The sequence below is a fragment of the Streptomyces sp. NBC_00162 genome, from assembly GCF_024611995.1.
Taxonomy (GTDB): Bacteria; Actinomycetota; Actinomycetes; order Streptomycetales; family Streptomycetaceae; genus Streptomyces.
In genome coordinates this window covers 7,111,992-7,133,713 of sequence record NZ_CP102509.1, presented here as the reverse complement: position 1 = coordinate 7,133,713, position 21,722 = coordinate 7,111,992, and the positions used below count along the sequence as shown (strand labels likewise).

General features: G+C 70.1%; 16 protein-coding genes. 3 read left to right on the top strand and 13 right to left on the bottom strand.

Annotation, left to right across the window (positions count from 1 at the left end; all coding sequences use genetic code 11):
- Positions 1–293 precede the first annotated feature (293 nt).
- Positions 294–1,274, top strand: coding sequence for an endonuclease/exonuclease/phosphatase family protein (locus tag JIW86_RS33145; protein ID WP_257557563.1), 981 nt, complete (start codon positions 294–296; stop codon positions 1,272–1,274).
- A gap of 219 nt (positions 1,275–1,493) precedes the next feature.
- On the top strand, positions 1,494–4,964 hold the full coding sequence (locus JIW86_RS33140; RefSeq protein WP_257557562.1) for an Ig-like domain-containing protein: 3,471 nt from the start codon (positions 1,494–1,496) through the stop codon (positions 4,962–4,964).
- Between the two features lie 95 nt (positions 4,965–5,059).
- On the opposite strand, the gene JIW86_RS33135 is transcribed toward JIW86_RS33140, so the two are convergent.
- The 5 genes from JIW86_RS33135 to JIW86_RS33115 form a co-directional block, all read right to left on the bottom strand.
- A complete protein-coding gene (locus tag JIW86_RS33135) occupies positions 5,060–6,505 on the bottom strand; it encodes a glyceraldehyde-3-phosphate dehydrogenase (RefSeq protein WP_257557560.1) in 1,446 nt (481 codons plus the stop codon).
- Positions 6,502–7,497, bottom strand: coding sequence for an LLM class flavin-dependent oxidoreductase (locus JIW86_RS33130; protein WP_257557558.1), 996 nt, complete (start codon positions 7,495–7,497; stop codon positions 6,502–6,504). The genes JIW86_RS33135 and JIW86_RS33130 overlap by 4 nt, the downstream gene beginning before the upstream one ends.
- Positions 7,498–7,510: 13 nt before the next feature.
- Positions 7,511–8,047 carry a hypothetical protein gene (locus JIW86_RS33125; protein WP_257557556.1) on the bottom strand — a complete coding sequence of 179 codons (537 nt, stop codon included), beginning with the start codon at positions 8,045–8,047 and terminating at the stop codon, positions 7,511–7,513.
- The gene (locus JIW86_RS33120; RefSeq protein WP_257557554.1) at positions 8,044–8,919 is read right to left on the bottom strand and encodes an alpha/beta hydrolase fold domain-containing protein; all 876 of its coding nucleotides are present in this window, start codon (positions 8,917–8,919) and stop codon (positions 8,044–8,046) included. The genes JIW86_RS33125 and JIW86_RS33120 overlap by 4 nt, the downstream gene beginning before the upstream one ends.
- 72 nt (positions 8,920–8,991) lie before the next feature.
- Positions 8,992–10,413, bottom strand: coding sequence for an MFS transporter (locus JIW86_RS33115; protein WP_257557553.1), 1,422 nt, complete (start codon positions 10,411–10,413; stop codon positions 8,992–8,994).
- 166 nt (positions 10,414–10,579) lie between these two features.
- Here JIW86_RS33115 and JIW86_RS33110 point away from each other — a divergent pair, with 166 nt between their 5' ends.
- Positions 10,580–11,503 carry a helix-turn-helix domain-containing protein gene (locus JIW86_RS33110; RefSeq protein WP_257557552.1) on the top strand — a complete coding sequence of 308 codons (924 nt, stop codon included), beginning with the start codon at positions 10,580–10,582 and terminating at the stop codon, positions 11,501–11,503.
- 22 nt (positions 11,504–11,525) lie between these two features.
- Here the strand turns inward: JIW86_RS33110 and JIW86_RS33105 are convergent, their stop codons facing one another.
- The 8 genes from JIW86_RS33105 to JIW86_RS33070 all read right to left on the bottom strand — a co-directional run bounded on the left by JIW86_RS33105 (position 11,526) and on the right by JIW86_RS33070 (position 21,717).
- Complete coding sequence (locus JIW86_RS33105; protein WP_257557551.1) at positions 11,526–12,749, bottom strand: acyltransferase family protein; 1,224 nt, start codon at positions 12,747–12,749, stop codon at positions 11,526–11,528.
- 121 nt (positions 12,750–12,870) lie between these two features.
- Entirely contained in the window at positions 12,871–14,133 is a 1,263-nt protein-coding gene (locus tag JIW86_RS33100) for an FG-GAP repeat domain-containing protein (RefSeq protein WP_257557550.1), read from the bottom strand.
- The gene (locus tag JIW86_RS33095) at positions 14,133–14,903 is read right to left on the bottom strand and encodes a hypothetical protein (RefSeq protein WP_257557549.1); all 771 of its coding nucleotides are present in this window, start codon (positions 14,901–14,903) and stop codon (positions 14,133–14,135) included. The genes JIW86_RS33100 and JIW86_RS33095 overlap by 1 nt, the downstream gene beginning before the upstream one ends.
- A 23-nt stretch (positions 14,904–14,926) precedes the next feature.
- Positions 14,927–16,123, bottom strand: a complete 1,197-nt coding sequence (gene wecB, locus JIW86_RS33090; RefSeq protein ID WP_257557547.1) for a non-hydrolyzing UDP-N-acetylglucosamine 2-epimerase — start codon at positions 16,121–16,123, stop codon at positions 14,927–14,929.
- Positions 16,124–16,421: 298 nt separating this feature from the next.
- Entirely contained in the window at positions 16,422–18,101 is a 1,680-nt protein-coding gene (locus JIW86_RS33085) for an FAD-dependent oxidoreductase (protein WP_257557546.1), read from the bottom strand.
- Positions 18,102–18,105: 4 nt separating this feature from the next.
- Positions 18,106–19,362: an MFS transporter gene (locus JIW86_RS33080; protein WP_257557545.1), complete on the bottom strand. Its 1,257-nt coding sequence runs from the start codon at positions 19,360–19,362 to the stop codon at positions 18,106–18,108.
- Between the two features lie 8 nt (positions 19,363–19,370).
- Entirely contained in the window at positions 19,371–20,156 is a 786-nt protein-coding gene (locus JIW86_RS33075) for an SDR family NAD(P)-dependent oxidoreductase (RefSeq protein ID WP_257557544.1), read from the bottom strand.
- A 115-nt stretch (positions 20,157–20,271) separates the two neighbouring features.
- On the bottom strand, positions 20,272–21,717 hold the full coding sequence (locus JIW86_RS33070; protein ID WP_257557543.1) for an MFS transporter: 1,446 nt from the start codon (positions 21,715–21,717) through the stop codon (positions 20,272–20,274).
- Between the last annotated feature and the right edge of the window lie 5 nt (positions 21,718–21,722).

The window sequence follows — 21,722 nt, the reverse complement described above, 5'->3', positions numbered from 1 at the left end:
CGACAAGGACGCCACCGACAACACCACCTCGCCCATGATCATCACTGATGTCAGGTATTTTGCCCCAACAGGTGCATGTCAACGGCGGCATCCGGCCAGCTGTCTCACCGGACGCGCGCGAGGGTCTCACCGGTGGTGCCGGGCCTCGACGCGCCGACCGGGGCCGGGTGACGTAGCGTGGAAACGCCTGCTCGGCCCGGTCGTGCGCGAACGCACCCCGAGAGAGGGCAGATGTCCGCCTCGGTCATTCCTCCGCGCCCACGGCTCCTCGGCCGATTCCGTCTGGAGGCGTCATGGATGTCACGGTGGGAACGTTCAACCTCAACAACCTGTTCTCGAGGTTCAATTTCTCAGCTGAGATACAGGAGGTCCTGCCGACCGGGTCCGACGGCCAGTTGACCTCCAGCTACGAGTTCAAGGATCCCAAGCAGTTCAGGATCCGTAAGTACAAGGGCAAGCTCGTCAAGGGCATCAGCCCCGAGGAGCAGGAGATACTCGCCCGGCGGATCAGCGGGATGGACCTGGACGTCCTGGCCGTTCAGGAAGTCGAGGACATCGACACGCTGCGCTTCTTCGCCTCCGGGAGTCTCGGAGGGACCTACCCCTTCCTGTCGCTGATCGAAGGCAACGATCCCCGGCTGATCGACCTCGCCGTGCTCTCCAAGTTCCCGATCGGGGCGGTCACCTCCTGGCAGCACGCGGTCCATCCCGAGGTACCCGGCGAGCGGGTGTTCAGCCGGGACCTGCTGGAAGTGGAAATCCTGGATCCACGTGACCCGGACCGGCATCTGCTGACGGTCTTCAACAACCACCTGAAGAGCCAGTTCGTCGAGCACACGATGGATCCGGTGGAAGGCCGGATCCAGGGCGACTTCCGCCGGACCAAGCAGGCGGAGACCATCGCCCGGATCCTCACCGCCCGCACCCGCCCCGACGGGCGCTTCGTCCTGCTGGGCGACATGAACGACACTCCGGACTCCCCCACGCTCGCCGCGCTGGCCGAACCGACCCCGCAGCTGAAGCTCGAACAGGCCCTTGAGCACCCCATCGAGACCCGCCCGCCCAAGGCCGACGTTCCGCCTCCGCCCGCGTCGGGGTCGTGGACCCACCGGTTCAAGGAATCGGGCAAGGACGCGCAGTACGAGCTGTTCGACCAGATCTGGCTCAGCCACAGCCTCACGTCGCGGCACAAGAGTTCACACATCGACCGGCGCACCAAGCACGCCGGTGACGGATCGGATCACGACCCTGCCTGGGTGGTCCTCGAGTTCTGACCCCTCCCCCTTGCCGGAAGAAGGCGCCTGAACGGGCTCATGCCCGTCAGGCGCCTTCCGCGTGTGGTCCGTACGGGTGGTTCCGGCGGGGATCTTGGTGAATTCCCGTGACTCGGTCGCGGCCTCTCCGGGCGACCGGCGGCACGCTGCCACAGTCCTCTCGCGAGATGCGCAGGCCGTCGGGGCACCACGCTCGGCGGCCGGGCCAGAAGGAGAGGGATGAGCGGAACCAGCCAGGGGGGACGCGTGTTGGGCGACCACATCCGACGCCGTGCCCTCATCGTTTTCAGCAGTGTTCTCCTCGTACTGCAGACACTGTTGTTCGTCGAGACCGCGACACCCGCCTGGGCGGGCGAAGACCGGGCGCTCGAGACCGGCTTCGAGCCGCACAATGCCACGGCCAATCCCCGCAGGCCGTCACAGGTCGCCGTCATGCGGGGATGCACGGTCCGCATCGACAACAACTTCGGCAAGGACGGCTTCCCGATCACTCGGACGTCGACCCTGACCGGGAACCAGTGCTTCGGCGACCCCTCCCTCGCCTTCGACTCGCAAGGGCGCCTGTTCGTCACCCATCTCTCGCCGAGCTTCAACTCCACCCCCGGCCGCTTCGGGGTGGGGGTCGCCCGGATCAACGACCTGACGACGCCGGGGAACCAGACGTTCACCCCCGTCCAGGTGAGCGGGAACAGCCCCAACAACCACGACAAGCAGTGGCTGGTGGCCGACGCCAACCCCACCAGCCCGTACCGGGACAACCTCTACATCGTCTGGACCCACCTCGGCGCGCCGTGGGAGATCCAGTTCTCCCGCTCCGTGAACGGCGGCGCGAACTGGTCCGTGCCGAGCGTCCTGTCCGCCGCCGCGGACGGGAACGTCTGGCCCTCGCACGCGGCCATCGGCCCGAACGGCGACCTCTACGTCGCCTACCACGCCGGCACGTGCGACGAGGGGACCGACGGGACGCCCGGCCAGGGCACCGTACGGCTCCTGCGCGACGGCTCCGGCGGGGCCGACTTCGCCGGCGGTGTCGTACCGCAGCGGAGCACACCGTTCGGGGCCGGGGAGGCGAGCGTCACCTGCAACGTGCAGAACGGCGCGGGCGACATCCCGGGGACCGACTTCTGGCTCCAGGGCTCCATGCAGCCGTGGGTGCTGCCCGACCCGGGCCGTCCCGGCAACGTCTACGTGGTCGCCAACGACGACCCCGACAACGCCTTCGGGAGCGGTGACGACGGAGACGTCCGCATCGCCCGCTCCACGGACAACGGCGTCTCCTTCGCCGCACCCTCCAGGGTCGACCACGGGCCGGGGCAGACCCTCGCGGTGATGCCCACCGCCCACATCGACCAGGACGGGAACATCGTCGCCCACTGGTACGACAACCGCAGCGGCAGGCGGAACGGCGGCACCGGGCCGAACGGGAACAACAACTTCCTGCTCGACCTCTACGGGACGGCGAGCCGGGACGGCGGAGCGACCTGGTCGCACGATTTCAGGATCAGCGACGCCCCCTTCGACCCCGACCTGGGCGCCCGCTGCCGGTTCGGGAACAACCCGGGCTGCGGCACCGTGACCGCCTCCACCGAGCAGACCCTGCGCATCGGCGAGTACAACGGCGTGTGGACGGTCGACGGGATCGGCTACGCGACCTGGACCGGCAACGCCACCCCGCCGACCGGCACCAACCCGGCCCAGGGGGCGCAGACCACCTACTACGACACGTTCTCGCTGCTCGGAGCCTTCCCCGACGGCTTCGAACCGAACGAGTCGATCGACACCGCCGTCGCCGCCGCGATCGGCTCGAACAACAGGGTCACCAAGCCCCGGCTCACCCTGCACAGTGCCACCGACGTGGACTTCTTCAGGATCGAGCCCCGCCACACCGGGCACCTGCAGGCCGAGATCGCCTTCAACGAGGTGATCTCCGGGCTCCAGGTCCGCGCGTACGACAAGTTCGGCAACCTGGTCTCCACCGGGACCGTCGCCACGACCCGGCCGGGCAGCTCGACGAGCAGGCTCGCGATCCCGGTCGTCAAGGACCAGCCGTACTTCGTGGTGGTCAGCGACGCCGGCATCGTCGATCCGACCAGGCCGGGTGACGCGTCGCCGACCGACCCGCCGCAGGCCGCCTACGACCTGGGCGTGGTCAACCGCGCGGCCCCCGAACCCTCCGGCCTCGACCTCAGGCGCGAGTCCGACTCGGGCCGCTTCGACAACGACGACGTCACCAGGATCGCCGGGCCGGACCTGTACCTCCGGGTCGACGACGCGGAGCTGCGGGCGGCGGGAATCGCGCTGTCGGCGCAGAACGCCACGGCCACGCTCGCGGACGACGCCCCCGGTTTCAAGGTGGCCGTGGAACGCGACGGAGAGCGCGTCGGCTTCGCGCAGCCGGTGGACCCGGCCGCCAAGCCGGGGCTGTACCGGATCCACCTGGACCCCGTGCTGGTGGAGGGGGAGAACCAGATCACCGCCGAGGTGGTGATCGTCGACCCGGCCGACGACCCGGGCCTCGCCGGCATCTCCCACGTCTTCGGTTCGGGTGCGGAGAGCTCACACCGGCTGTTGATCACGCTCGACACGACCGCGCCGGCCCGCCCAGCCGCCCCGGACCTGCTGTCCTCGAGCGACACCGGCGGCAACGACATCGACAACATCACGACGATCGCCACGCCCGCCTTCCAGGGCTCGGAGGCCGAGCCCAACGCGCTGGTCCGGCTGACCACCGACCGGACGGGCGCCGCCCGGTCGGCGGCCGCCGACGGCCCGATCGTGGTCGGCAAGGACACCGTCACCTCCGGCGGCGCGTACGAGGTGGTCAGCTCCACGCTCGGCGACGGGACGTACGACTTCGCCGTGCTGCTCGAGGACCTCGCCGGCAATGTCAGCCCGGCCTCGCCGTCCCTCCCGGTGACCATCGCCAGACACTCGCTGACGCTCTCGGGCGCGACCGGGAACCTGCTCGTCGATGTCGGCCGGGAGACCGTCCGGGGCTACCCCGGCGTCCCGGGCGGTTTCGTCGGCATCCGCGGGATCCCCGTGGTGAACCTCGACGCGAACGGTCACGCCGTGACCGTCCAGGGCGGCGCGGGCGACGAGCAGCTGACCTTCACCCCGACCAGCGGCAACAGCGGACGGCTGAGCCGCTCGAACTCCGCCCAGGTGATCAGCTTCTCCCGCGTGGTGGGCGACGTACTGGTCAGCCCCGACGGCGGCGACGACGAGGTCACCATCGTGGGCACCAACCGGCAGGACACGGTCCACGGCGTCGTGGACGTGTTCACCACCCTGCGGGTCGACGCCTTGCCGGCGCTCCGGTCCCCGGCCCTGGCGCCGCTGCTCGGCCTGCGGATCACCACCGGCGAGACCGAGCGGATCGGCATCCTCTCGCGCGGCGGCCAGGACACGGTGGACCTCACCGTGAAGGACACGGTCAGCGCCCAGCTGTCCGTGGACGGAGGGTCCCCGTCCACGGTCAGGCCGCCCAAGGGTGACGAGCTGATCGTGCGCGGCGGCTCGCCGTCGGCCGTGCTGAACACGGAGTACGGCCAGCAGGTGGGCAACGGGTCGGTCTTCGTCAGGTACCCGAAGACGACCGGTGCCGGGACGCGCATCGATTTCACCGAGATCGAGGGCATCACCCTCAAGAACGGCGCGAAGGGCAACGGCAAGGACCGGAAGAAGTAGCGGCCGGGAGGGCCGCGAACCCTCGCCGCCGCAAGCAGCCGCGCCCCGCCCCGGATGACCGGGGCGGGGCGCGGTGCGTGTCGGAGCGCCGGGGATCAGACCGCCGGGGCCGGGTACGTCGGGTACTCGACGCCGGAGACGTGCTGGACGACACGGATGACCTGGCAGGAGTAGCCGAACTCGTTGTCGTACCAGAGGTAGAGGATCGCGTTGTCCCCGTCGACCTTGGTGGCGCCCGCGTCGACGATCGAGGCGTGGCGCGAGCCGACGAAGTCCATGGAGACGGCGTCGGGAGCGGTGGTGAAGTCGATCTGGCGCTTGAGCGGCGAGTGCAGCGAGACGTCGCGGAGGTAGTCCAGGACCTCCTCGCGGGTGGTCTCGCGGCCCAGGCGCAGGCTCAGGATGGCGATCGAGACGTCCGGGACGGGGACGCGGATCGAGCTGCCGGTGATCGGCGCCTTGAGGTCGGGGAGCGCCTTGGCGACGGCGGAGGCGGCACCGGTCTCGGTGATGACCATGTTGAGCGGCGCGGAGCGGCCGCGACGGTCGGCCTTGTGGTAGTTGTCCAGAAGGTTCTGGTCGTTGGTGAACGAGTGGACGGTCTCCACGTGGCCGCGCAGCACGCCGTACTCGTCGTCCATGGCCTTCAGCGGCGGGACGATCGCGTTGGTGGTGCAGGAGGCGCAGGACAGGATCTGCTCGTCCGGCTTGATCGTGTCGTGGTTGACGCCGTGCACGATGTTCGGGACGTCGCCCTTGCCGGGGGCGGTCAGGACGACCTTGTCGATGCCGGGGCGCAGGTGCTTGGAGAGGCCCTCGCGGTCGCGCCACTTGCCCGTGTTGTCGATGAGGATGGCGTCCTGGATGCCGTACGCCGTGTAGTCGACCTCGGACGGGTCGTTGGCGTAGATCACCCGGATCGCGTTGCCGTTGGCGATGATCGTGCTGTTCGCCTCGTCAACGGTGATCGTGCCCTGGAACTGGCCGTGGATGGAGTCGCGGCGCAGCAGCGAGGCGCGCTTGACGATGTCCTGGTCGCCGCCCTGGCGGACGACGATGGCGCGCAGCCGCAGGCCGTTGCCGGAGCCGGCCTTCTCGATCAGCAGGCGGGCGACGAGGCGGCCGATGCGGCCGAAGCCGTAGAGGACGACGTCGCGGCCGTCGCCGCGCTCGAGCTTGTTCTCACCCGTGGCTCCGATGACCGCATCGGCGGTGAACTCGGCGACCGAGAGTCCGCGGTCGTCGGTCTTGTACGTCGCGGCCAGCATGCCGATGTCGATCTGGGAGGGACCGAGATCAAGGGCGGCGAGGGCCTCGAGGAACGGCATCGTCTCGGTGACGGACAGCTCCTCGCCGTCGATCTGCCGGGCGAAGCGGTGGGTCTTGAGGATGCTCACCACCGATTTGTTCACCAAGGAGCGGCTGTGAAGCAGGACGGTGACGTCCCGCTCCCGGTGCAGCTTCCCGATGATCGGGATCATCGACTCCGCGATCTCCTCGCGGTTCTTCCAGTTGGTGAACGAGTCGTCATTGACAGTCACAGGTTTATCTTTCGAGCTAGGCGGCGCTCATATGCTAACCCGTCGATGGTTTGACCCTTCAAGCGGGGGAGGCCAAAGGCCTCGGCCAGCAGTTCGTACGAGCGCTGCCGGTCGGCCGGGTCGGGTGTCAGGGTGTTGATGATCAGCTCGTCCACCCCGTGGGTCCCGGCCAGTGCGGTCAGCGCGGCGTGCACCTGCTCGGGCGCCCCGGAGACCAGGGCCGTCCGGTGCACCTTGGCCCGCTCCAGCTCCGCGCCCGTCCAGCGGTGGCGGCGGGTGGTCTCGTACGACGGCAGCGGACGGTCCTGGCCGAGGTCCTTGCGGGCGCGCCACAGCAGCAGGCTCTGTGCCAGCTCCTCGGCGCGGCCGGCGCTGTCCGCGGTCACCACGCGCACGGCGAGGGCCCCGCCGGCGCGGTGACCGGTGGCGGCCGAGAACGCGGCACGGTAGTCCTCGAACGCCGCCGGGCCGCCGGTCGGGGAGAAGAAGTGCCCGAACGCGAACTCGGTGCCCAGCCGTCCGGCCAGGCGGGCCGACTCGCGTCCCGCGCCCAGCAGCCACATCTGCGGCGGGACCGGTGCGTGCGGGACGACGCCGCCCTCGCCCAGCAGGGCGCGCAGGTCCGCCAGCCGCTGGGGGAAGTCGCGCGCGGGGCCGCCGGCCCGGCCGATCCCGAGGTCCACCCGCCCCGGATGGAGGGAGGCCAGTACGCCGAAGACCTCGGCGACCTTCGCCGGGTCGTAGCGGGGCAGCAGCACGCCGCCCGTACCGACCCGCATCCGCGAGGTGTGGGCGAGCACGGCCCCGGCGAGGATCTCCGGCGCGCTGCCCCCGAAGCCCGGGGAACCGTGGTGTTCGGCGACCCAGTAGCGGGTGTATCCGAGGTCTTCCGCGGCGACGGCGAGGTCCACGGAAGCGCGCACTGCCTGGTCCGGCGTGTGGTCCTCGCCGACCGGGGTCTGGTCCAGTACGGACAGTCGGGGGTTGGTCATGGTGCGTGGCCTTTCAGTGCTGGTGGGCCGGGATGCCGGAGGCGCCGGCCATGGTCGCGGGAACGATCCTGAAGTCCCGTTCGAAGACCAGGTTGTGCAGGTCGGCGGCGGCGATGGCGCGCAGCGTGGGCAGTTCGGCGGCGGCCTGGGCGTCGTCGAAGACGTTCAGCGGCCACTCGGAGACGGTCGCCCCGCGCAGGTGCGGGTGGTGGAAGGAGGCGCCGTAGTGCGCGTACAGGGTGACCGGCGGGATGTCGGCGGCCGACTGCTCGTCCCACCACAGGGTCCAGGCGTGGAAGAGGCTCCCGTCTTCGGCGCGCTCGACTCCGGTGGCGTCCACCACGCCCTGGCCGAGGAGGAGTTCGTCGTTCAGCTCGCTCAGGGCCTGGCGGGCGTACGGGTCCAGGAGGCGCGCGGCGGTTCGGAAGTGCTCCTCCTTTCCCGGTCGGGAGACGGCGTCGCCGTGGCGGCCGTCGCGCAGATCGGCGAAGTGCCTCAGCAGGGCGTCGAGGTTGGGGACCTGGGAGGTGTGGTGGCCGGTGGCGGTCATGCTGACTCCGTGGGTTCGTCGGGGCGTTCGGTCGTGAGCAGGTGCAGGGCCAGTCCGAGCCAGCCGCGCAGGGTCACGGGGCTGTGCACGCCCGGCCCGGCCGGGCCTCGGGCGGGTTGCAGGAAGGCTCCGTGACCGGTCTGGCGGAACTCGCGCAGAGCGACCTCCACCCCGGCCGCGCGCAGGAGGCGGGCGTAGCGGTGCACGTCGTCACCGACGGGGTCGAGATCGCCCGTGGCCAGGACGGCCGGGGCGAGGCCTCGTAGTTCGGTCGCCTCGAAGGGGGTGCTGTAGAGGCGGGTGCCGTCGGCGGCGCACGGCCGGCCGGGCGCCCGGTAGGCCCGCCAGGCCGAGGTCAGGTAGGACGCGGTGGGGAACATGTCGGGGAAGCGGTGGTACGAGGCCGCGGTGCAGCCGGGGTCCAGCGGCGGATACGCGAGCACCTGGGCCGCCAGGGGAAGGGCGCGGTCGCGGCAGGCGAGTGCGGCGCAGGCGGCCAGGGTGGCTCCCGCGCTGTCTCCGCCGACGGCGACGGGAACCGCTCCCCCGGCCTGTTCCCGGGCCCAGTCGAGGGCGGACAGGATGTCCTCGACCATGGCCGGGTGCCGTACGTCGGGGGCGAGCCGGTAGTCCACGCTCACGACGCCGAAGCCGGAGAACCGGGCGAGTTCGGCGGTCGCGCCGTGCCAGTCCTGAGCGGATCCGGCGCGCCAGCTGCCGCCGTGGGCCCACACCAGCCAGCCGTGCGGTGCCGATGCCCCCGGCCGGTACACCCTGGCGGGGACCGGGCCGGACGGGGAGGGGATGCGGACCTGCTCCCAGCGGACCGCGACACGGTTCTTTCCGGCGGCCGAGTGGGTGGGTGTTGCCATCGGGGTTCCTTCCCTCCGTGCCTGGGGCCAACGTTCGCCGCCGCGGCAGGGCTGTCACAAGGCGGAGTTGCCTTAGTTGCCGGGCTGCTTGGTGCGGAGGAAGAGGACGGTGGTGAGGATGCCGACCAGGACGATCGCGGTGTTCACGATGACCGCGGTCGTGATCCCCTCGTGGATGTCGGTGTTCGCCGCGACGATCGCCGACATGACCGGCGTGCCCATCGTGATACCGATCTGCTGCGTCATCGTCGCCAGACCCGTCGCCATGCCCTGCTCGTGATCCGGCAGACCGGTCGTCGCCGTCACCATGAACCCGACGATCACCAGCATGTTCCCCACACCACCAGCGAACGTGGCCATCAGCAGCAGCCACATGCTCGACGAGGTCTCACCGAGTGCGATCAGACTCAGCGTCGCGACCGCCTGCAGCACACCACCCGCCACCAGCGTGGTCCGCGTATTCGTCGCCGCGATCACCCGAGGAGCGATCGATCCACCGATCACCGTGCCGATACCCAGCACACCGAACGACAGACCCGCCGCCAACGGCGAGAAGTCCAGCACCTCCTGAAGGTAGAGCGTCATCAGGAAGACGAGACTGGTCTCCGTCAGGAACGCGATCAGACCCGCGATATTGCCCCAGGCCACCGTCTTCTTCTTCAGCACGCTGACGGGTACGAGGGGCTCGGCGGTCTTCGATTCGACGGCGTAGAAGGCGATCAGCAGGACCACACCGGCACCGAGCCAGCCCAGGGCCGAACCCGAACCCCAGCCGTGCTCACCCGCCTGCGTCAGACCGTAGATCAACGCGAGCAGACCCAGCGTCACCGCCGTGGCACCCGGCAGATCCAGCTTCGGACGCACCGACGGACGAGACTCCTTGATCACCGCAGGAGCGATCAGCAGCACCGCGAGCGCAACCGGGACGTTGATGAAGAACGCCCACCGCCACGACAGCAGATCCGTCAGGACACCACCCAGGATGGCTCCGGTGGTGAATCCCGCCGACATCAGCGCCCCGTTGAGACCCAGCGCCTTCTGACGCAACGGCCCCTCGGGGAAAGAGGTCGTCAGGAGTGACAGACCCGCCGGGGTGACCGCGGCCGTCGCCAGACCCTGGAACACCCGGGCGACCAGCAGCATTTCAGGGCTGGTCGCGAGCCCACCCGCCAGTGAGGACAGGCCCAGGACGGCCAGACCCACCAGGAACAGCCGGCGCCGGCCGAACAGGTCCGCGACCCGCCCGAACAACAGCGTGAAACCCGCCGCACACAGCGCGAACGACGTCGCGATCCACTGCAGATTGGACAACGAGAAACCGAGCCCGTCACCGATCACCGGCAACGCCACGTTCAGAATCGAGAAATCAACCGCCAGCATGAACTGCGCCACCAGCAGCACCACCAGCACGAGCTTCAGACGCCCGTCCAGACGGAGGGGCCCCTCCGCCACCCCCGTACCCGCATCAGCACGCGCACCCTCGACAACCGACATCGCGACACATCCTCTCGATCACGCAACAAGGTGTTGCGGGATCGACTCTGGACCGGTCGGAAGGGGTTACCCAGCCCCCTGGTTGTGCTGGCGCCGGGCAGGCTAGCACTGCCAGGGCCACCTTCACGGGCAGCGTTCCGGGCCCTCCCCCGGCACACTGGAACGCATGGACACACCCACTGCCCTGGGCGAATTCCTTCGCACCCGTCGAGCCCAGCTCCAGCCCGAGGACGTCGGGCTCCCCTCCCACGGCACCCGCCGGCGCGTGCCCGGGCTGCGGCGCGAGGAGCTCGCCCTGCTGGCCGGCGTGAGCATCACGTACTACACGCATCTGGAGCAGGGACAGAGCACGAACGCCTCGGACAGCGTCCTCGACGCCCTGGCCCGCGCCCTGCGTCTGACCCCGGACGAGCACGCCCATCTGCTCAACCTCGCGCGGCCGCCGCGTGCCAAGCGGTCCCCGTCGCCCCGTCCCGAGTACGCCCGGGACGCCACGCGCCGGCTGATCGGCGCGATGCCGCAGGTCCCCGCCGTCGTTCTGGACGGCCGCAACAACGTGCTCGCCTGGAACCCGCTGGGCCACGCCCTGCTCGCCGGGCACCTCGGCTTCGCGAGCCCCGACGACCCTGCCGTACGCCCCAACCTCACGCGGATGCTGTTCCTCGACCCGCACACCCGGGAGCTGTACACGGACTGGAAGAGCGAGGCCCGTGTCGCCCTGGCGGCGCTGCGCCTGGTCGCCGGACGCAATCCCGAGGACCGCGCGCTGGCCGAGCTCATCGGGTCCCTGATGCTGCAGAGCCCCGACTTCGCGACGCTGTGGTCCAAGCACCCGGTGCGGGACTGCACCGTGGGTACGAAGACCCTGCACCACCCGGTCGTGGGCCCGCTGACCCTCGACTTCGAGAACCTGCACCTCACCGACGGCACCAACCACCGGATGCTGCTCTACAGCGCCCCCGAGTCCTCTCCCTCCGACGCGGCGCTGCGCATGCTGTCGAGTCTGACCGCCGGTTCCGGCAGTGCGGGGCACGACAGCCCGAAGCCCGCGTCGGCGGATGCGGACGCGGGCGGGGGCACAGAGCGGTAGGAGCGGCGGCAGGGCGTACGGGTCAGCGGGCGCGGCCGCCGGTCATGGCGGGGACCGGGGCCTGGCTCTCGTACGGTTCGGCGACCACGTCCGGGACCTGCTGCGGACGGGGGCGGCTGCGGCCGAAGCGGCGCATGGCGGGCATCTCCACGAAGCGGAAGAGGAGCCAGCCGCCCAGCAGCGAGGCACAGAAGAAGCCGGCGATCACCAGCAGGGCGACGGGGACGCTGTAGGTGGCCTCGCCCAGCAGCGAGCGCAGGTAGAAGATCGTGACGCCCTGGACGAGGTAGAACCCGAAGGACACCTCGCCGAGCCAGACCATGGGCCGGCTGCGCAGGAACGTGGTGCGGCCCTGTACGTCGGCGTTGGCGGTGGCCCCGATGAGCGCGGCGACGGGAACGATCGTCGCGACGACGAATCCGTACTGGAACGGGGCGACGAGCGCGACGGCGTAGCCGAGCACGGTCAGGGCCACGGCGGCGCCGAAGCCGACGCGCCGCGGCCAGAGTCCGGCCAGGACCACGCGGGCGAGCAGGATGCCGAGGGCGAACTCGAAGACCCGGCCGAGCGGCAGCAGGTAGCCGAACCAGAACTGCAGGTCGGAGACGGGGGTGATGGCCGACTTCGGGGTGTCGGGGACGACGTAGGTCGAGACCAGCTGAACAGCGACCATACCGGCGACCATCAGGCCGCTCCACACCCACAGGGCCGCGCCCCGGATCCTGCGGATCGGGACGATCAGCAGCGGGAAGAGCACGTAGAAGAGCAGCTCGCTGCCGAGGGACCAACTCGGCGGGTTCACGCTCAGGTTGACGGTCGCCTGCGGGAACCAGGTGTGGATCAGGAGCAGGTTCGGCAGCCAGTCGGCGACGCTGGTGACCGCGGCGCCGGCGAACAGGATCATCGCGGCGGCGAAGACGACGATGTGGTTGGGGAAGATCTTCAGCAGTCGGCGGCGGAGGAAGGCGGTGACGCGCTCGCCGGGCCGCGAGGCCCAGGCCAGTACGAAGCCGGACAGGACGAAGAAGAACGAGACCCCGAGATAGCCAGCCTTGCCGAAGGCCGTCGCGTAGCCGTCGGCGATCGAGGCGTCGGCGAAGGGGTTGATCGGGGCGTTCGGCGGAATCGGGGAGTCCGACAGGGAGGAGTGGAAGAAGAAGACGAGGAGGGCGGCGAAGAACCGCAGGCCGGTCAGTGAGGGCAGCTTCGCCCGCTTGGCGGCTTCGGAGGGCGTCGAGGAGGCCACAGGGTCGCTCTTTCGGAAGAGGGTTCGTCAGGGGACAGCCGCCGGGACCGTGCTCCGCCGTGCGGTGCACGGTCCCGGTGGCGCGAAGGGCTTCGCGGGACCGGCCGGTCGGGACCCGGGCCTACTGCTCGATCTCGTTGCGGTAGACCATGAGCTTGGCGTCCTTGGCCACGTAGTAGTTCTGGACGGAGTACGCGATGGTGGCGAAGTCCAGGCGGCCGTCCCCGTTGAAGTCGGCCGTGGCGATGCGGGCGACGGACTCCTCGGACACCCGCCACTTGGCCCAGACCCCGTTGGCCGCGTCGATCGCCTTGTAGTACATGACGCCCTGCCAGGGCCACGGGCCGCGCAGCGCCACGAGGAACTCCTCGTCCCCGTCGCCGTCGAAGTCGGCGCAGACGATCTGGTGGCCGGGGCCCTCGCCGTTCTCGTTGGGGTCGCCGTACACGTCCAGCAGCACGCGGTTCCAGCCTTCGCCCTCAGCGGCCTTCGTGTAGACGGCCACGGTGTTGCCGTGGAAGGGCTCGATGGCGGCGACGTACGCCATCGGGTCGTCGCCGAGCCGGCCCACGTTGAGGTCGCCGCTGCCGCGGAAGCCGGTCTGCTCGAACTGCGTGAGCTCGCCCGTGCCGATCAGCTCCCGGATCCACTCCTGGCGGGCCTCGTCGTAGTAGAGCCAGGTGACGCCCTCGTCGGAGGCCAGGAGCAGGGACTCGAGGTCGGAGCCGGGGACCAGGCCCTGCTTCTTCTCGGCGCCGTGGATCATCCGGAAGTGGCTGTCGTCGATGACGGTCATCGGCCACTCCTCCGCCGTGTGCACGTCGTCGGGCTGTGTGAACAGCACGACCGGCAGTACGGCGTGGACGTCTTCCTTGGCGACGATCGGCAGGCCGATGATCTGGAGGCGGTCGGTGCGGGTGAAGTGGCCGGCGCGCAGGCGGTGCATGCCGGTGGCGCGTCCGACGTAGTGCCGCTTCCAGCGGGACTCGTCCTTGTCCGGGGTGCCCGGGTTCTCCAGCCAGTCGATCTTGCCGCCTTCGGTGTTGGCGTCGTGGATCGTGCCGATCGGGCCGTACAGGTCGTAGCAGACGATGACGTCGGGGTGGCCGTTGCCGCTGACGTCGGCGAAGTCGGCGCCCACGGGCATCTTGATCCGGTCGGCGATCAGCCGGCGGGTCCAGTCGCCGTCGTTGGCGTACCAGTAGATCTCGCCGAGCCGCAGCCCGTAGCCGAACAGGTCGGGCTTGCCGTCCCCGTCGATGTCGGGAGCCTCCAGCCAGTAGCCGTCGCGGAGCTGGTCGGCGACGACCTCGGCCGTGAACTTCGGGGCGCGCAGGGCGGTCTCGCCATTCTTGTTGGTGGCGGCCTTGCCGGTGGCGGTCATCAGTGGTTCTCCAAGACGGTCGGGACGGGCAGGGTGCGCAGGGCGCGGGGTACGGGGTGGTACTCGATGGCGAGCCAGACGCAGTCGGTGTCGGCCCGGTACTGGTGCATCGGGTAGTGGTAGCTGCACTGGGGGCCGGTCGCGCAGAACGGGTCCGGGGTGGTGTAACCCGGGCTCATCAGGACGTCCTGGTAGAGGGAGGCCTGGTCGTGGTCGCGGAACCGCTGCATGCGCCCGAGGCCGTGCACCTGGGTGTGGACCTCGATGAAGTCGTGCGTGTTGTGGATGAAGCAGTCGGTGCCGGCCGGCGCGAACCACAGGTTGGCCCTGACGTTGAACTCGCGCTGGTCCAGGGCGGTTTCACGTTCGCCAAGGATGTGGGCGGGGTCGAACAGGACGGTGTTGATCTCGTCCTGGGGGCTCCGGTAGAGCGGGGTCTCCCGGGAGAACTCCCCGGGGCCGAGCAGGTCGGCGAGGTGGTGCCAGCCCGGCTCCCCCGTGATGCGGGCCATCTCGGCGTCCTCCGCCGCGGGGCGCAGCAGGAGCAGCGCGTCGGCCTTCTCTATGCGGGTGCCGGCGAGCACCGTCGAGGAGAGCGGGGGGATGGTCTTGCGCGGCACCTCGGCGACGGTCACGGGGGTGGTGCCGGGGTTGATCACGATCGTGCGGCCTTCGACGGTGTAGTCCACGGCGTCGCGCACGAGGTCGGCCCTCAGGTACGGGGTGCTGAAGTTCAGCGGGCGTTCGATGGCGGACGGGGTGGCGCTCATACGGTGCTTCCTCTCGGTCTCGGTCAGGTGCGGGCGAAGTCGGCGGTACGGGCGAGTTCCACGCTGAGCTCGTCGACGGCGGTCTCGGGGACGAAGGGCTCGGGGGCGGGCCCCATGCCGAAGAAGTGGGCGAGCGCGTCGACGGTGCGCGCGGTGGCCCGGCCGTCTCCGTACGGGTTGGCGGCGTTGGCCATCCGGTCGTAGGCGGCCCGGTCGCGCAGCAGCTCCAGGGTGTGGGCGACGATGCCGTCGGTGCCCGTTCCGACGAGGCAGGCGGTGCCGGCGACGATGGCCTCGGAGCGTTCGGTGACGTCGCCGAGGACCAGGGTGGGCTTGCCGAGCGCGGGACCCTCCTCCTGGCTGCCGCTGCTGTCGGAGACGATGACGTCGGCGCGGCCCATGAGCTTGCAGAAGCTGAGGTAGGGCAGCGGGTCGACGACGGTGATGGCCGGGTGGCCGCCGATGTACGGCAGGAGCGCCTCGCGGACCACGGGGTTGCGGTGCAGCGGGACGACGACGCGGACGCCGGGCTCGTCGGCGATGCGGGCCAGGGCCTGCCCGATCTGCGGCAGGTACGGCCATGCCTCGCGGCGGTGTGCGGAGGCCAGGACGACCCGGCAGGGGTCCTGGTCGAGGTCGGCGAGGGCGGGGACGCCGTAGCTCTGTGCGCGGCCGCTGGCCCAGCGCAGGGCGTCGATGACGGTGTTGCCGGTGACGGTGACGGTGTCGGCGTCGATGCCCTCGCGCAGCAGGTTCGCCAGGTTGCCGGGGGTGGGGGCCAGGTGCAGGGCCGCGATCTGCGCGACGAGCCGTCTGTTGCCCTCCTCGGGGAAGGGAGAGCCGAGCCGGCCGCTGCGCAGTCCGGCCTCGACGTGGACGACGGGGATCCGCTGGTGGAACCCGGCCAGGGCCCCGGTGAGGGTGGTGGCGGTGTCACCGTGGACCAGGACCGCGTCGGCGGGCGCGGTGGCGAAGTAGTCCTCCAGGCCGCGCAGCGACCGGTAGGTGACCTGGGAGAGGGTCTGCTTGGGCGCCATCACCTTCAGGTCGACGTCGGCGGTGAGGCCGAAGGCGTCGAGGGTCTCGTCGAGCATCTGGCGGTGCTGGCCGGTGGAGATCACGACCGGCTCGAAACGCGGGTCGTCCTGGAGGGCGCGGATGACCGGCGCGAACTTGATGGCTTCGGGCCGGGTGCCGAGGACTACGGCGACGGAACGCATGGTTTCCTCTACTTCCTTCACGAGGGCAATTCGAGCCAGGGCATGACGGGGAAGCGCGCGGCATGGCGGTGCCGCGGAAAGGCTGCTTTTCGGGTGGTGGCCAGGGGATCGGATCTCGCTGCGAGGGGCTTTCCAGCGCCCTCTTCCGGCCAAGACACAGCTTTCCCGGAGCCGGCCGGGGAGTCAACGAACGCCCCTGGCCACTCGAACAGTTGGACGGAAACGACAGAAGCCCCGCACTCCGGAGACCGGAGTACGGGGCTTCTGAACAGGGGAAACGCAGGAGAAGCGGTTCTCGCTAGCCGCGGGCGGGCTTGATGGACATGGAGTGCCGGAAGAAGTCGGACGGGTCGTACCGCCGCTTCACCTGCTGGAGGCGCGGGTAGTTGTCCTTGTAGTAGAGGGTCTGCCACGGCACGCCGGAGCGGTTGCGCCGCGGATCGGTGACGTCTCGGTCGGGGTAGTTGATGTAGCAGCCGTCGGTGCTGTCGTCGATCAGGGGCACGCCACCGGTCGCCGAGAAGAAGTCCTCGTACAGGCCGCGCAGCCAGCCCAGGTAGAACTCGTCCTCGCTCTCCTCCTGCCAGAAGGTCTGGAAGCACATCTTGAAGATGGAGGACCGCTGCGCGTTGGCCGTCGCGTCGGGCGCCGCGGCGTTGACCTGGCCGCCGAAGGAGAACAGCACCAGCATGGTGTCCGGGTTCTTGAAGTCCGGCCGGCTCATGTACTGGTAGAGCGCCGTGATCTGATGGTCCGTGAAGTTCTTCCGCATGTACGCCGACTTGTGCGCCCCGCGCGAGGTGGGATTGGTGATGACCGGGTTGTTGGTGCCGACCAGCCGGGTCGCCTGGAGCCAGGGCAGCGTCCTGGGCTCCGCGAACTGCGGCATCGCGGGCAGCTCGCCGGTGGCGCGGGTCAACGCCTTCGGGGTGACGCCCGTACCGGCCGTGATGGCGGCCAGGTAGTCGTCCAGCAGCTTCCGCGCGTTCGGCACCGTGGCGTCGACCTGGGTGAACATCCCCACGCTGCCGTGCGCCTTGGAGCTGACGTTGAACAGGCTGGAGAGGTTGCGGTACGGGGAGTCGGGGGCGCTGTTCGCGGCGTGCCAGGCGCCGAAGTTCTTCAGCAGCCGGGTGAACTTCGCCTCCGTCAGCTGCTCCCAGGGGAAGTCGACGGCGCTCACCAGGACCGTCGACGGCGGGGATATCAGCTGCTCGGAGGGGACGGAGCCCTTGGCTCCCGGGGAACGGAACCAGTAGCGGGTCACCAGGCCGAAGTTGCCTCCGCCGCCGCCGGTGTGCGCCCACCACAGTTCCCGGTTCGGGTCGTTCTTCTCCCGGGTGGCGACGACCGTACGGACGCCGCCCTTCCCGTCCGTCACCACGACCTCCACGGCGTAGAGGTGGTCGACGACCAGGCCGTGGGCCCGGGAGAGCAAACCGTAGCCGCCGCCCGCTATGTGTCCGCCGGCTCCGACGCTGTAGCAGATCCCGCCGGGGATCGTGACGCCCCAGCCCTTGTACAGGGCCTCGTACACGTTGATCAGACGGGCGCCGGCCTCGACGACGAACGCCCGGAACGCCGGGTCGTACCCCACGTGCGTCATCTCCGAGAAGTCGATGATGACCTCCGTCTCGGGGTGCGCGGCGAAATCGGCGAAGCAGTGGCCGCCGCTGCGCACCGAGACGCGCTTGCCCGCACGGACGGCGTCTCTCAGGGCCCGTTCGGCGTCCGCGGTCGAGCGGACCATCTTGATGTAGTCCGGGCGTGCGACGAAGCGCTGGTTGTTTCCGGTGGTCAGCATCTCGTAGCGCGGATCACCCGGCTTGACGACCGATCCGGTACCGGCGGCCGCGCCGCCGGACGGGGCGGGGGACGCGGCGGCCGCCGCGGGACCGGCCAGCGCGCCGGCCACCGCCGCGCCTCCGACGACGGCCGCGCCGCGGGTGAGCATGGTCCTGCGATCGACACCGTTCATGGGTCTACCTCGACTTCTGTTCGATGAGTGGTTCGGCGGGGAGTGCTTCGGCGGGGATCGTTGCCGTGGGGCTCGTTGCCGTGGGCAGCGTTGCCGTGGGCAGCGGGGGCGGCCCGCCGCGCCGGCGGTCGAGCAGGCCGGAGAGCGCCGCGGTGCCCAGACCGGCGGCTGCGAGTCCGGCGCCGATCCAGGTCGGCGAGGTCCAGCCCAGGCCGTGGGCGACGGCGAGGCCGCCGAGCCAGGCTCCGAGGGCGTTGCCTAGGTTGAAGGCCGCGATGTTCGCCGCGGAGGCGAGGGCCGGAGCCCCGGCGGCCTGCTGCATCACACGTGCCTGCAGCGGAGGCACCGTCGCGAACCCGATGGCCCCGAAGGCGGCCAGGGTGATCGCGGCGGGCAGAGCGGCCTGCGAGGTGAAGGTGAAGATCACCAGTACGACGCAGAGGCCGCCCAGGATGACGTAGAGGCTGGGCATCAGGGCCCGGTCGGCGGCCCGGCCGCCGAGCACGTTGCCCACGCACAGCCCGACGCCGAAGAGGACGAGGAGCCAGGCGACCGCTCCGTCGGAGAAGCCGGCCAGTTCCGTCATCATCGGTGCGAGATAGGTGAAGGAGGCGAAGACGCCGCCGAATCCGAGGACCGTCGTCGTCAGGGCCAGCCACACCTGGGGCTTGCGGAAGACGGCGAGTTCGGCGCGCAGCGCTCCGCTCTCCGGCCGCGGCTGCGCCGGGACCAGGGTGATGAGGCCGAGCAGTCCGACCACCCCGATGCCGGTGACGGCCCAGAAGGTCGAGCGCCAGCCGAACTGCTGGCCCAGGAAGGTGCCGAGCGGTACGCCGAGCACGTTGGCCAGGGTGAGGCCGGTGAACATCAGGGCGATGGCGCTGGCCCGCCGGTCGGGTGCCACCAGGTCGGCGGCGACGACGGACCCGATCCCGAAGAAGGCGCCGTGCGTGAGGGCGGCGATCAGCCGGCCGCCCATGAGGGCGGTGTAGTCGCCGGCGAGGGCGCAGAGCAGGTTGCCCGCGATGAAGATGGCCATGAGCGCGACGAGCATGGTCTTGCGCGGCAGCCGGGCGCCGGCCGCGGTCATCAGGGGTGCGCCGACGACCACGCCGAGGGCGTACCCGGTGACCAGCATGCCGGCGGAGGGGATGGACACGGACAGGTCGTCGGCGACGTCCGGGAGCAGACCGACGATGACGAACTCGGTGGTCCCGATGCCGAAGGCACCGATGGCGAGGGCGAGGAGGGAAGGACGCATCGGCCCGGTCAGATCTGCCGCAGGGCGCCGCCGTCGACGCTCCACTCGGCGCCGGTGACCTGGTCCGCGAGGGGGGAGAGCAGGTACGTGACGACACCGGCGACGTCGTCGGGAGTACCGATGCGGCCGCTCGGCAGCCGGCGTACCTCGCGGATGAAGTGGTCGACGGCCTCGTCGGGCAGGAGGCCGAACCGCTCGCCGAGCTGTTCGGCGAAGCCGCCGGGCGCGTCGAAGAGCGCCGTCCGGGTGGGCCCGGGCGAGACGACGTTGGAGCGCACCCCGCGTACGCCGAACTCGGCGGCGAGGGACTTGGAGACGGAGAGCAGCGCCGTCTTGGTGGCGGCGTAGTCGACGATGCCCGGGTCCGGGAAGCGGGCGGCCTCGCTCGCGATGTGCACGATGGCGCCCGCCCCGGTCTCCAGCAGCGCGGGCAGGGCCGCGCGGGTCATGCGGACCGCGGAGTGGAAGTTGACCTCGAAGGTGCTGTTCCACTGCTCGTCGGTGACGTCGAGGAAGCCGGTGCGGGATTCCAGCGCGCCCACGTTGTTGACGAGGCCGTCGAGCCGGCCGTGGCGCTCGATCACCGTGTCGGCGACCTGCCGGGCAGCGGCCGGGTCGGTGAGGTCGGCGGTGATCGTGCTGACCCGGTCGCCGAGGGCTTCGGTGTTCCAGGGCTTGCGGGCGACACCGACGACGGTGGCGCCTTCTGCGGCCAGCAGACGGGTGGTTGCCTCGCCGATCCCGGAGGACGCGCCGGTGACGAGGTACACGCAGTCTTCGATATGGAGGTCCATCACGTTCCTTGGGAAGAGGAGACCTTGGGGGGAGAGGCGGCCCGGCACGGTCGGCGGGTCCGGTCGTGCGGACCGTGCCGGGGCGCCTCTCGGGGGGGATGCTTCGGCCGGGTTCTCAGCCGGCGGCCGCGAGGTCCTTGGCGGCCTTGGCGCGGAGGAAGAGGACGGTGGTGAGGGTGCCGACCAGGACGATCGCGGTGTTCACGATGACCGCGGTCGTGATCCCCTCGTGGATGTCGGTGTTCGCCGCGACGATCGCCGACATGACCGGCGTGCCCATCGTGATACCGATCTGCTGCGTCATCGTCGCCAGACCCGTCGCCATGCCCTGCTCGTGATCCGGCAGACCGGTCGTCGCCGTCACCATGAACCCGACGATCACCAGCATGTTCCCCACACCACCAGCGAACGTGGCGATGAGCAGGAGCCACATGCTCGACGAGGTCTCACCGAGTGCGATCAGACTCAGCGTCGCGACCGCCTGCAGCACACCACCCGCCACCAGCGTGGTCCGGGTGTTCGTCGCCGCGATCACCCGAGGAGCGATTGATCCACCGATCACCGTGCCGATACCCAGCACACCGAACGACAGACCCGCCGCCAGCGGCGAGAAGTCCAGCACCTCCTGAAGGTAGAGCGTCATCAGGAAGACGAGACTGGTCTCCGTCAGGAACGCGATCAGACCCGCGATATTGCCCCAGGCGACGGTTCGCTTCTTCAGCACCGACACCGGCACCAGCGGACTCGTCGTCTTCGACTCGATCGCATAGAACACGATCAGCAGGACCACACCCGCCGCCAGCCACGCCAGCGCCGGACCCGAACCCCAACCGTGCTCACCCGCCTGCGTCAGACCGTAGATCAACGCGAGCAGACCCAGCGTCACCGCCGTGGCACCCGGCAGATCCAGCTTCGGACGCACCGACGGACGAGACTCCTTGATCACCGCAGGAGCGATCAGCAGCACCGCGAGCGCAACCGGGACGTTGATGAAGAACGCCCACCGCCACGACAGCAGATCCGTCAGGACACCACCCAGGATGGCTCCGGTGGTGAATCCCGCCGACATCAGCGCCCCGTTGAGACCCAGCGCCTTCTGACGCAACGGCCCCTCGGGGAAAGAGGTCGTCAGGAGTGACAGACCCGCCGGGGTGACCGCGGCCGTCGCCAGACCCTGGAACACCCGGGCGACCAGCAGCATTTCAGGGCTGGTCGCGAGCCCACCCGCCAGTGAGGACAGGCCCAGGACGGCCAGACCCACCAGGAACAGCCGGCGCCGGCCGAACAGGTCCGCGACCCGCCCGAACAACAGCGTGAAACCCGCCGCACACAGCGCGAACGACGTCGCGATCCACTGCAGATTCGACAACGAGAAACCGAGCCCGTCACCGATCACCGGCAACGCCACGTTCAAAATCGAGAAATCAACCGCCAGCATGAACTGCGCCACCAGCAGCACCACGAGGACCAGCTTGAGGCGCCCGTCCAGGCGGGCGGGGCCCCCGGCTCCTCCCCCCTCCCCTGCACCCGCGTCAACACGCGCACCCTCGACAACCGACATCGCCA